Source organism: Arthrobacter sp. 05N429, assembly GCF_056397045.1.
The window spans coordinates 273591-285502 of sequence record NZ_JBFTMQ010000001.1; the positions used below are offsets into that span (position 1 = coordinate 273591).

An 11912-nucleotide genomic window follows, 5' to 3' on the forward strand; every position below is an offset into this window, starting at 1 on the left:
GACCGCCCTCCCCGGGCGTCCGGCCGCCGGCCGAAAGGAACGCACATGTCTTTGCCAGAAACCCCCTCCGCGAAAACCCCCGGCTTCAACACCCGCGCCGTGCACGCCGGCCAGGAGTTCGAGCCGCGCACCGGCGCCGTCGTGCCGCCGTTGCACTTCTCCTCCACGTACGCGCAGGAAGCGATCGGCGTCCTCCGCGCCGGCTACGAATACGGCCGCGGGACCAACCCCACCCGTGATTCCCTGCAGGAACAGCTGGCCGCACTGGAAGGCGGGACCGCCGCGTTCTCCTTCAGTTCCGGCCTCGCCGCCGAGGACTCGATGATCCGCGCGCTCACCCGCCCGGGCGACCACATCGTGCTCGGCAACGACGCGTACGGCGGCACCTACCGGCTGATCAGCCGGGTGCTGGGGGAGTGGGGCATCGGCAACACCCCGGTGGACATGTCCGATCTCGACGCTGTCGCGGCGGCGGTCGCGGCCAGCAAGACCCGCCTCGTGTGGGTGGAGACGCCGTCGAACCCGATGATGAAAATCACCGACATCGAGGCCCTCGCCAAGGTGGCGCACGACGCCGGCGCCCTCCTCGTGGTGGACAACACCTTCGCCTCGCCGTACCTGCAGAATCCGCTGGCGCTCGGTGCCGACGTCGTGGTGCACTCCACCACTAAGTACATCGGCGGGCACTCCGACGTCGTCGGCGGCGCGATCATCGTCAATGACGCTGAGCTCGCCGAGAAGATCGGCTTCGTGCAGTTCGCCGTCGGTGCCATCTCCGGCCCGATGGACGCCTTCCTCACCACGCGCGGGCTCAAGACCCTCGGCGTCCGGATGGACCGGCACAGCGACAACGCCCAGGCAGTGGCCGAGTGGCTGCTGCAGCGCCCCGAGGTGGAGGCCGTGCTGTACCCGGGACTGCCCTCGCACCCGGGCCACGAGCTCGCGAAGAAGCAGATGAAGAAGTTCGGCGGAATGATCTCCGTGCAGTTCAAGGGCGGCGAGGCGGCGGCTCGCAAGGTGGCCGAATCGACCTCCGTGTTCACCCTCGCGGAGTCCCTCGGCGGGATCGAATCCCTGATGAACTACCCCTCGGAAATGACGCATGCCTCGGTCAAGGGCACCGAACTGGCCGTCCCCGTCAACCTGATCCGGCTCTCCTGCGGCATCGAGGACGTCGAGGACCTCATCGCCGACCTCGAACATGCTTTTTCGCAGATTGAAGCTGCGGCCGGCGAGTCAGGCAGCTAAGCACCCGTGACCACCACCATCAGGGCCACGCCCTCCACCTCCCTCGGCTGGGCCGCGACGGCGGCCGGCGCGCTCGCCGTCGCCGCCGCCCTGGTGGTGCTGTACTCGTCCTACATTCCGCTGATGAACGACTTTGAGGTCTACTTCTACGGCGGCAACAGGGTGCTGCAGGCCGGCGAGACCGGCGTCAACGAGCTCTACGCGGCGCGGGACGGGCTGCCGTTCACGTACCCGCCGTTCGCCGCACTGCTGTTCGCGGCCATGGCGGCGCTGGGCCAGGCCGGTGGCAGCCTCGTGTTCATCACCACGGCGCTGCTGGGCGCAGGGATCGTGTCCGCTTGGCTCGCACGGCACTACTTCCGCCTGGGAAGCTGGCGGAACGCCGTCGCCGACTGGCGGTTCCGGGCCGTTGCCCTGGCCGGCACCGCAGCCATCCTGCTCCTGGGACCCTGGCGGGACACCTTTGACTTCGGCCAGATCAACATCATCCTGATGGGCCTGATCCTGGCCGACTTCGCGCTCTACGGCAAAGCCCGGGCCGGGGAGATCCGCTGGCCCGCGGGGCTGCTCATCGGCATCGCCGCCGGCGTCAAGCTGACCCCGCTCGCGTTCGGGCTGTACTTCCTGGTGCGCCGCGATTTCAAGGCGCTCGGCTGGATGGCGGCCGGCTTCTTCGGCTCGATCGGCCTGGCCTGGGCCGTGCTGCCCACGGCCTCGCTCACCTTCTGGACCAAAATCCTGCCGGACACCGGACGGATCGGCGGGCCGGCCTACGTGGACAACCTCTCCGTGAAGGGCCTGCTGCTGCACCTGGGAATGCCGGACTCCGGCCTGACCAGCATCATGTGGCTGGTGCTCTCCCTGGCCCTGGCCGGGCTTGCCGCTCTTGTGATCGCCTGGGCGGTGGCCGCGGACGAGAACTTCGTCGCCGTCTCCGCGACCGCGGTGCTGATGCTCCTGATCAGCCCGGTGTCCTGGTCCCACCACTGGGTGTGGATGGCCGTGGCGCTGCCCTGCATGGGCTTCGCGATCCACCGGGTGCCGTCCCGGAACGGACGGATGCGCCTGGCCGGGTGGATCATCGTCGGCTTCTCGGCCCTGGCCTTCTACCTGACCCCCAAATACCTGGCGGTCATGGCAGGGGCAGCGGAGTGGGGCAAGGACCCGCAGACGCAGTGGCAGCTGATCGTGGCGAGCCTCGGGGTGCTCTGCGGCATCGCCATGCTGGTCTACTGGGCGCTGGCCTACCGCCCCTCCCGCGCCGCGCTCCGCCCCGGGGTGTAGCGGGCCGGGACCCTTCCCGCACGTCCGGAGTGCGCCGGCCCGCGCCACTCGAGTGCGCAGTTCGCGGCAGTGTTTTCGCGAAACATTGCCGCGAAATGCCAACTCGACGAAATATATAGCTTTCTTGAAGATAGTCAGCTAGTTTTGTCCGCATGGCACTTCGATCCGATTGGTCCCAGCGCAGCTGCAGCATGGCCCGCGGCCTGGACATCCTCGGCGATCCGTGGGGCATGCTGGTCCTCCGCGAGGTCTTCTTCGGCAACGGCCGCTTCGACGCCATGAAGTCCCGGCTGGGGGCGGCGGATTCCGTCCTCACCAAGCGACTCATGGCGCTCGTCGACGCCGGGCTGCTCACCCGGCAGCCTTACGACGACGGCGGCCGCACCCGCCAGGAGTACGTACTCACCGAGAAGGGGGAGGACGCCCTGCCGGTGCTCAACGCCGTCGTGATCTGGGCAGAAAAGCACCTGCCGGCCCCCTCGGAACAAGCCCACATGTTCGTGGTCCACACCGGCTGCGGCGCGCGCACCACGTCCGCGGACAGCTGTACCGAATGCGGGGAACAGCTGACGGCCCGGAACACGAGCTGGCACAGCCTTGCCAGAACCCCGGACCCGGTGCCCCTTGCCGCCACCTACGCCGCCCCGGCGTCCGTGAAGGCCTCCTCCCAGAACGGACCCGCCCAATGAGCGCCCCCGAAACCACCCTTTTGCCCGCCCCGAAGCGGCGGAAGATCCACCCGGCCTGGGTCGTCGCCGCGGTCGCCTTCCTCGCCCTGGTCGGGGCCGCCGGCTTCCGGGCCGCGCCGGGCGTGCTGATGGTACCGCTGCAGACCGAATTCGGCTGGTCCACCACCGTGCTCTCGGCCGCGGTCAGCATCAACCTGGTGCTTTTCGGCCTCACCGCGCCTTTCGCGGCCGCCCTGATGGAACGTTTCGGCATCCGCGCGGTCACCGCCGTGGCGCTCGTGCTGATCGCCGCCGGCAGCGCACTGACGGTGCTGGTCACGCAGTCCTGGCAGATCTTGCTCACCTGGGGGCTGCTCATCGGGCTCGGCACCGGGTCCATGGCGCTGGTCTTCGCCGCGACGATTGCCAACACCTGGTTCGCGAAAAGCCGCGGACTCGTCATCGGGATCCTCACCGCCGGCAGCGCCGCCGGGCAGCTGGTCTTCCTGCCGTTCATCGCCGCCCTCGCCCAGGACCCGGGCTGGCGGCAGGCCTCGCTGCTGATCGCCGCCGGGGCCCTGGCCGTGGTGCCGCTGGTCCTGAAGCTCCTGAAGAACTCACCCGCCGACGTCGGCGTGCTCCCCTACGGTGCCGAGGTTGAGCCCGTGTCCCCGCAGGGGCCGTCCGCCGCACCGGCGGGAGCCGGGGAACCCCCGAGAAACGCTGCCGTCCGTGCCCTGCAGGTGCTCAAGCGGGCCAGCAAAGTGCGGACGTTCTGGGCGCTCGTCGCCGGGTTCGCGATCTGCGGCGCCACCACCAACGGCCTGATCGGCACTCACTTCATCCCTTCCGCCCACGACCATGGCATGGCCACGACCACCGCGGCGGGCCTGCTGGCCGTCGTCGGGATCTTCGACATCGTCGGGACGATCGCCTCCGGCTGGCTGACAGACCGCTTCAACCCCCGGATCCTGCTCGCCGTCTATTACCAGTTCCGCGGCATCGGCCTGCTGGTGCTGCCGCTGCTGCTCAGCGCCACCGTCCAGCCCAGCATGATCGTGTTCGTGGTGATCTACGGGCTGGACTGGGTCGCCACAGTACCGCCCACCGCCGCCATCTGCCGGCAGATCTTCGGCGCGGACGGCAGCGTCGTGTTCGGCTGGGTCTTCGCCGCCCACCAGCTCGGTGCGGCCGCCGCGGCCCTGGCGGCCGGCGCCATCCGGGACGCCACCGGACAGTACACCTACGCCTGGTTCGGGGCCGCCGCGATGTGCACCATCGCCGCCGTCGTAAGCGCGGCCATCCGCAAGGACGCCGGCAAGAAGGACGCCGTCGCAGTCCCCGTGTAGTGCTTCTGTAGGATGGGCGCGAGGCCGGGCGCCCTGCCGGCGCCCCGAATCGGCCTCGAATCAGCTGGAAATTTGGGGGACCCATGTCACTGCTCGACGCCGAAAACAGGCCCGCGCCGCCCGTGCCGTCACCGCCGCCCGGGCTGCGGCAACGGCTTCCGGTGCGGCAACTTGGGCGGCTCTCCACCCTCCTGGCCCTGGCCGCGGTGCTGTTCCTGGTGTGGACCTGGCTTGGTGTCTGGGCCAAGCAAGGCCTCGACTTCAGCGTCTATTGGCACGGCGGCAAGATCCTCAACGACGCCGGCGCTGCGCCGTCGGACCTGTACCGGGGCAACATCGACTGGGCCGGCGGCCCCCAGCTGCCGTTCACGTATCCGCCGTTTGCCGCGCTGCTCTTCAGCCTGCTGGCCAGCCTGCCGGAGCCCCTGGCCCTCACGTTGTTCAACGCGGCGGGGACGGCGGTGGCGGGCTGGGTTTCCCTGCGCGCAGTGCGGTACTGGAACGCCGGGACGGACTGGCGGGCCACGTTCGGCTCGGCGCGAAACCGCTGGGGCGCCGCGGTGCTGGTCCTGGCCGTGCTGAACCTCGGCCCCTGGCGCGAAACCCTGGCCTTCGGGCAGATCAACATCCTGCTTATGGGCCTGATGGCGGCGGACCTGCTGTCCCGGAACCGCCACTGGACCAGCGGTTTCCCCGGAACCGGAGTCCTGGTGGGTGTCGCCGCCGGCATCAAGCTGACGCCGCTGGTGTTCGGGCTGTACTTCTTGATGCGCAAGGACTGGCGCGGCCTGCTGAACATGGGGGCGGGCTTCGCCGGCACCGTGGTGGTCGGCTGGCTGCTCCGTCCGGCCGAATCCATGCAGTTCTGGCTGGAGATCCTCCCGGACACGTCCCGGATCGGCGGCGCCGGCTACGTCGACAACCTCTCGCTCAAGGGTGCGCTCCTGCACTTCGGCGTCCCGGAAGCTTCTGTCACCGTGCCGTGGCTGCTGCTGAGCCTGCTGGTGGTGGCGGTGGCCGCCGTGGTCATCCGGTCAGCCAGCGCCCAGGGATCCCGCGTGGTGGCCATTTCGGCGACCGCGCTCACCATGCTGCTGATCAGTCCGGTGTCGTGGTCGCACCACTGGGTCTGGGTGGCGGCCGTCCTGCCGGCTTTCGCCTGGACCCTCCGCGAGACCCCGCTGCGGTACCGCGGGCTGCGCTGGCTCATGGGCGGCGTGCTGGGGATTTCGGTCCTGGTCTTCATGTTCTCGCCCAAGACCATCGGTACGGCGCTGGGCGCGGAGAACCTCGACATCCAGACGCCCGGCCTCTGGATCATGGCCTCCAGCGCCGGCGTATTCTGCGCACTTGCCATTCTGGCCTGCTGGTTCCTGGTGCTCCGGCGCGGCTCGTTGGGCCCGGCGTTCGACGTCGGCCCGGCGGTTACGGCTGCCAAGGGCTAAAGTTCCCGCGGCAGGGCGGGCGCTAGTCTGGTGCCCATGGACGCCACTTCTCACGGAACTCCGCCCGGGCCGCCCGCAGCGCCGCACCGGAAGACGGTCCTCGTGACCGGCGTCGGCCGGCTGGCCGGAATCGGGGCCGGCATCGCGCGCCGGCTGGCGGCCGACGGCTGGGACCTCGTGCTGACGTACTGGCAGGACTATGACGCCCGGATGCCCTGGGGTGTCCAGCCCAACGACGTGGAACTCCTCACCGCGGAACTGCAGGCCACGGGCGCCGCCGTCGTGGCCCGGCCGGCAGACTTCCAGGACCCGCAGGCCGTGGACCGGCTCATGGAGGACATCGCAGGGGAGGCCGGGCCGTTGCAGGGACTCGTGCTGAGCCACGCCGAGTCCGTGGACTCGGGCATCCTGGACACGACGTTGGAGAGCTTCGAGCGGCATTTCGCCGTCAACGCCCGTGCCAGCTGGCAGCTGATTGCGGCGTTCGCGCGGCAGGCCCCGGCCGAGGGCGGCGCTGTAGTGGCACTGACAAGCGACCACACCGCCTTCAACCTGCCTTACGGCGCGTCCAAGGGCGCCCTCGACCGGATCGTGATCGCGGCGGCCCGCGAGCTCGGCCAGCAGGGAATCAGCGCCAACGTCCTCAACCCGGGGCCGGTGGACACCGGCTGGATGGACGGGGAGCTGCGCGGAGCCCTGGCCCGGCGCCAACCCGGCGGGCGGCTCGGAACCCCGGCGGACGTGGCCGGAACGGTCGCGTTCCTGCTTTCGCCCGAAGGCCGCTGGGTGTCGGGCCAGCTGGTCAAGGCCGACGGCGGCTTCTCCGCCTGACGAGCCCACGGACTCCGCCGAGTCGGCATTTCGCGGCAATGTTCGCGCTCAACATTGCCGTTAAATGCCAACTCGTGGCTAGCGGAAAGCGCCGAGCCCGGTGATGTGCTGGCCCAGGACCAGGGTATGGACCTCGTCGGTGCCCTCGTAGGTGCGCACCGACTCAAGGTTGGCGGCGTGCCGGAGCGGTGAATAGTCCAGGGTGATCCCGTTCCCGCCCAGGATGGTCCGGGCCTCGCGGGCGATCGCGATGGCTTCACGCACGTTGTTGAGCTTGCCCAGTGAGATCTGCTCGGGACGGAGCTTTCCGGCATCTTTGAGCCGGCCCAGCTGCAATGCCAGCAGGGTGCCCTTCTGGATCTCAAGCAGCATGTTCACGAGCTTTTCCTGGGTCAGCTGGTACCCGGCCAGCGGCCTGCCGAACTGCAGCCGGTCCTGGGCGTACTTCAGCGCGGCCTCGTAGGAGTCCCGGGCGGCGCCCATGGCACCCCACGCGATCCCGTACCGGGCCTCGTTCAGGCAGCTGAACGGTCCGCGCAGGCCACGGGCGGCCGGCAGCAGGGCCTCGGGACCCAGCCGGACGCCGTCGAACGTGACATCACACTGGATCGAGGCGCGCATGGAGAGCTTCTGTCCGATCGGCGTTGCGGTGACGCCCGGGGTGCCGGCCGGAACCACAAAACCGCGGACACCGTCGTCCGTCATCGCCCACACCACCAGCACGTCGGCCACCGAGGCGAGCCCGATCCAGCGTTTGGCGCCGTCCAGGATCCAGCCGGAGTCGTCGCCGGTGCCGTCGCGGCGGGCGAAGGTCGTCATCGAGGCAGGGTCCGAGCCGGCGGTGGGCTCGGTCAGTGCGAAGCAGCCGATCAGTTCGCCGGCGGCCATCCGGGGGAGCCACTCCTGTTTCTGTTCCTCGGAGCCCCACTTGTGGATGGCCGTCATGGCCAGCGAGCCCTGGACGGAGACGAACGTGCGGATGCCGGAATCGCCGGCTTCCAGCTCCATCGCCGCCAGGCCGTACTCGACCGCGGACCGGCCGGGGCAGCCGTAGCCCTCCAGGTGCATGCCGAGGACTCCGAGTTCGCCCAGCTCCGGGGCCAGCTCGAGCGGGAACACGCCGTCGTCGTACCAGCCCGCGATGCCCGGCCGGATCCGCTGCTGCGTGAAGTCGCGGACCCGCTCACGGACCGCCAGTTCCCCGGCGCTCAGCAGGGAATCGATCGCCAGGATGTCGGACACGTCGGATCCAACAGATCCGTTGGGGAAGCCAGCCTCGTTGCTCATTCCAGCATCCTACGGTCTTGTCCCGGCGTCGGCCCGGCGTTCCTGCCCGGTTACTTCCGGACCGGCTTGCGGATCCCGGCCGACTCGCCGGTGTCGCCGGGCATTTGCGGTGTGAGCGGGAAAGTAACTGGGCAGGAGCGTCGCAGGCCTACACTGAAGCCATGGACACCGCCTCTGTTCTCGCCGTCTGCCGCGTGCACCAGTTGCTGAGCGACCCCGGAAGCGTCGGCGTGACGGCGATCGACAAGCGGTCCGTGGCCGGACCGGTCAAGGTGCACAGGCTCGGACTGCACGGTGACATCCAGGCCAGCCGCGTCCACCACGGCGGCGAGGACCAGGCGCTCTACGCCTACTCCCAAGACGACGCCGACTACTGGGCAGCGGAGCTTGGCCACGAACTGCCGCCAGGGATCTTCGGTGAAAACCTGCGCGTCGCCGGCATCAGCGCCACCAACGCCGTCATCGGCGAACGCTGGAAGATCGGGCTCGACGTCGAAGTCGAAGTGACCTCACCCCGCACCCCCTGCGCCACTTTCCAGCGCCGGATGCACGAGCCGCACTGGGTCAAGCGGTTCAGCGACGCCGGGCGAGTGGGGACCTATCTGCGGGTGGTCCGGGTGGGCAGCATCCAGGCGGGGGACCACATCCACCGGATCTTCGTCCCAACCCACGGCGTCACCATCGGCAAATGGTTCAGTGATCCCACAGTTGAGGACATGGAGGCCCTGCGGGACGCCGACGCCGACGGGCAGGTCCGCCTCCAGCCCGAGTACCATCAGGAGTTCGAGAAGCTGCGGCGCCGCCTCGGCGTGTAGCGGGGCGGACGGCCGTGTGCGCAAGCTCACCGCCGCCAGCGGCCCCTGAGTTACCCATGGGCGGGATCAATGCCCTACACTTGAAATATCCCCCACTCCGGAAATCCCTTATTCCTGCCCAATTCTTGAGGCAGGACTGGTAAGTGTTGGGGCCCGCAGATTGTGATGCGGGCATTTTCATAGGGAGAGCCGGCTAAAGAAAACGCTGTACAGACTGCTGGGATAGCAGCCAAGAGATGCAGCGGGAAGTCCTGCCACGGGATTGCGAAAGCGCCGGACTTCTATGTGACCCGCCGGTCAACCGTACGCCCGGCAATTCGTGTCACGCGTACTGCGGCTCCGCTCACCTCGGGTTGTGCCGCTTGGCCCCTATGGATGAGGATATTTCACCTATGCCCGAAAATCAGAACAACTCCGTCGTTACCGAACTCGCCACCGAGAACAGCCAGGCCGACGTCGAGACTTCTGAAACGGCTGCCCCCGCGGCCGGCTCCGCCCCGGAATTCACCGAGGCTCCTGCGAACGTTGAGGCTTCGGCTGCTGCCGAAGCCGCGCCGCAGGCTGACACCAAGACCGAGGCCAAGGCCGCCCCGGCCAAGGAAGAAGACGCTGAAGAAGAAGGCGTCAAGTTCGCTGACCTCGGCATCGATGGCCGCGTCCTTGCTGCCCTGCAGGATGTCGGCTACGAGAAGCCCTCCCCGATCCAGGCAGCAACCATCCCGTTGCTGCTCGAAGGCCGCGACGTCGTGGGCCTGGCCCAGACCGGTACCGGTAAGACTGCAGCATTCGCAGTACCGGCGCTGTCCCGCCTGGCCGAGCTCCACGACCTCAACGGCCCGTCCCGCAAGACGCAGGCCCTGGTGCTTGCTCCGACCCGCGAGCTCGCCCTCCAGGTCGCCGAGGCGTTCACGTCCTACGCCAAGCACATCGACGATTTCACCGTCCTCCCGGTGTACGGCGGCTCGGCCTACGGCCCCCAGCTCGCCGGTCTGCGCCGCGGCGCCCAGGTTGTTGTCGGTACCCCCGGCCGCGTGATCGACCACATCTCCAAGGGTTCCCTGGACCTTTCCGAACTCCAGTACCTCGTGCTGGACGAGGCCGACGAGATGCTCCGCATGGGCTTCGCCGAAGATGTTGAGCAGATCTTCCAGCAGACCCCCTCGGACCGCCAGGTTGCGCTGTTCTCCGCCACGATGCCGAGCCAGATCCGCCGGATGTCCAAGCAGTACCTGAACAACCCGGCCGAGGTCCAGGTCAAGTCCAAGACCACCACCGGCGCCAACACCCGCCAGCGTTACCTGCAGGTCATGGGCCCGCACAAGCTGGACGCGCTGACCCGCATCCTCGAGGTCGAAGAGTTCGAAGGCGTCATTGCCTTCGTCCGCACTAAGATGGCCACTGAGGACCTCGCGGACAAGCTGCGCTCCCGCGGTTTCCAGGCTGCCGCCATCAACGGCGACATCCCGCAGCAGCAGCGTGAGCGGACGGTCGAGGCCCTGCGCGACGGCAAGATCGACATCCTCGTCGCCACCGACGTCGCCGCCCGCGGCCTGGACGTTGAACGTGTCAGCCACGTGGTCAACTACGACATCCCGCACGACACCGAGTCCTACGTCCACCGCATCGGCCGCACCGGCCGCGCGGGACGTTCCGGCGACGCGATCCTGTTCATGACGCCGCGGGAGAAGTACCTGCTGCGTTCCATCGAGAAGGCAACCCGCCAGCCGGTGGAGCAGATGCACCTGCCCACGGCCGAGACCGTCAACACGCTGCGCCTGGGCAAGTTCGCGGAGAAGATCACCGAGACCCTTGCCTCCGAGGATGTTTCGTCGTTCCGCGACCTCATCGCCTCCTACGAGGAAGAGCACAACGTCCCGGCAGCGGAAATCGCCGCCGCACTGGCCGTCATGGCCCAGGGCGGCCAGCCGCTGCTGGTCAAGGAACTGCCCGCCGCACCGGAATTCCAGAAGCGCGAGCGCTCCAAGGACGGCTTCGGCTCCCGCGGCCCGACCCGCACCCTGACCGAGGGCAACGCCACCTACCGGATCGCCGTCGGACGCCGCCAGCGCGTCATGCCGGGTTCCATCGTTGGCGCCATTGCCAACGAAGGCGGCATCTCCTCGGCCCAGATCGGCGGCATCGACATCCGCGCGGACCACTCCCTCGTGGAGCTCCCGGCGGACCTGAGCGCCGACCAGCTGAAGGCCCTGTCCCGCACCCGGATCGGCGGCGAGCTGATCCACCTCGAGCTGGACAACGGCCGCAAGCCTTCCGGCGACCGTGGCAGCTACCAGGGCAGCCGCGGCGGCGACCGTGGCGGGTACTCCGGCGGCGGCGACCGTGGCGGCAACTTCAAGGGCAACGGCGGCTTCAAGCGCGAGTTCCGCAAGAACGACGGCGAGCGGTCCTCCGCTGACCGCGGCGGCCGCTCCTTCAGCGACCGCAACGAGCGCGGCGTCGGCACCGACGCTGCCCGCAAGCCGCGCACCGAAGGCGGCTTCAAGCCCCGCAACAAGTGGTAACCGTCAGCTGCTAAGCACTGATTCACCGTGAGAACGGGCCGGCTGCAGAGCCGGCCCGTTCTTGTTTAAAGTACCCTTGGTCACATCGGCGAGTCCGGCGGTGCCGCCGGGCAGCACACAGGCCATCAAATGGCGCCAGGCACCCCGGATTTCCGCCGTTTTTGACGCTTTCAGGGACCTCCCGATACCGATTTGTTGGGAGCGGAATCTTCCGGTAGAGTATTTACTCGTTGCCCCCCTAGCTCAGTGGTAGAGCGCGTTCTTGGTAAGAACGAGGTCACCGGATCGATTCCGGTGGGGGGCTCTGAATGAGGGCCTGTGTCAAGGCGGTTTTTGACCGGCTTAGCGCAGGTTTTCCTCATTTATGGCGGCGTAGCTCAGTTGGTTAGAGCGCACGACTCATAATCGTGAGGTCGGGAGATCGAGCCTCCCCGCCGCTACAGAAAGACCCTGCAGGCCCAAC

General features: G+C 68.4%; 9 protein-coding genes and 2 tRNA genes. 10 read left to right on the forward strand and 1 reads right to left on the reverse strand.

The features are described 5' to 3' along the window. The first annotated feature begins 45 nt into the window (after nt 1–45). The 6 genes from AC1DF4_RS01335 to AC1DF4_RS01360 all read left to right on the forward strand — a co-directional run bounded on the left by AC1DF4_RS01335 (nt 46) and on the right by AC1DF4_RS01360 (nt 6825). Nucleotides 46–1248 carry a cystathionine gamma-synthase gene (locus AC1DF4_RS01335; protein ID WP_476911215.1) on the forward strand — a complete coding sequence of 401 codons (1203 nt, stop codon included), beginning with the start codon at nt 46–48 and terminating at the stop codon, nt 1246–1248. A gap of 6 nt (nt 1249–1254) precedes the next feature. Next, nucleotides 1255–2532: a glycosyltransferase 87 family protein gene (locus AC1DF4_RS01340; RefSeq protein WP_476911216.1), complete on the forward strand. Its 1278-nt coding sequence runs from the start codon at nt 1255–1257 to the stop codon at nt 2530–2532. Between the two features lie 152 nt (nt 2533–2684). Then, a complete protein-coding gene (locus AC1DF4_RS01345; protein ID WP_476911217.1) occupies nt 2685–3221 on the forward strand; it encodes a winged helix-turn-helix transcriptional regulator in 537 nt (178 codons plus the stop codon). Then, the gene (locus tag AC1DF4_RS01350; protein WP_476911218.1) at nt 3218–4549 is read left to right on the forward strand and encodes an MFS transporter; all 1332 of its coding nucleotides are present in this window, start codon (nt 3218–3220) and stop codon (nt 4547–4549) included. Before AC1DF4_RS01345 ends, AC1DF4_RS01350 begins: the two co-directional genes overlap by 4 nt. 83 nt (nt 4550–4632) lie before the next feature. After that, entirely contained in the window at nt 4633–5994 is a 1362-nt protein-coding gene (locus AC1DF4_RS01355; RefSeq protein ID WP_476911219.1) for a glycosyltransferase 87 family protein, read from the forward strand. 36 nt (nt 5995–6030) lie between these two features. Next, on the forward strand, nt 6031–6825 hold the full coding sequence (locus AC1DF4_RS01360; protein WP_476911220.1) for an SDR family oxidoreductase: 795 nt from the start codon (nt 6031–6033) through the stop codon (nt 6823–6825). A gap of 78 nt (nt 6826–6903) precedes the next feature. Here AC1DF4_RS01360 and AC1DF4_RS01365 read toward each other — a convergent pair whose 3' ends face one another. Beyond that, on the reverse strand, nt 6904–8112 hold the full coding sequence (locus AC1DF4_RS01365) for an acyl-CoA dehydrogenase family protein (protein ID WP_476911221.1): 1209 nt from the start codon (nt 8110–8112) through the stop codon (nt 6904–6906). Nucleotides 8113–8273: 161 nt separating this feature from the next. On the opposite strand from AC1DF4_RS01365, the gene AC1DF4_RS01370 reads away from it, so the two are divergent. The 4 genes from AC1DF4_RS01370 to AC1DF4_RS01385 all read left to right on the forward strand — a co-directional run bounded on the left by AC1DF4_RS01370 (nt 8274) and on the right by AC1DF4_RS01385 (nt 11889). Further along, entirely contained in the window at nt 8274–8927 is a 654-nt protein-coding gene (locus tag AC1DF4_RS01370) for an MOSC domain-containing protein (protein WP_476911222.1), read from the forward strand. Between the two features lie 392 nt (nt 8928–9319). Beyond that, on the forward strand, nt 9320–11449 hold the full coding sequence (locus tag AC1DF4_RS01375) for a DEAD/DEAH box helicase (protein WP_476911223.1): 2130 nt from the start codon (nt 9320–9322) through the stop codon (nt 11447–11449). A gap of 232 nt (nt 11450–11681) precedes the next feature. After that, nucleotides 11682–11753 (forward strand) — tRNA-Thr (locus tag AC1DF4_RS01380). Between the two features lie 62 nt (nt 11754–11815). Beyond that, nucleotides 11816–11889, forward strand: a tRNA-Met gene (locus tag AC1DF4_RS01385). Nucleotides 11890–11912 lie beyond the last annotated feature (23 nt).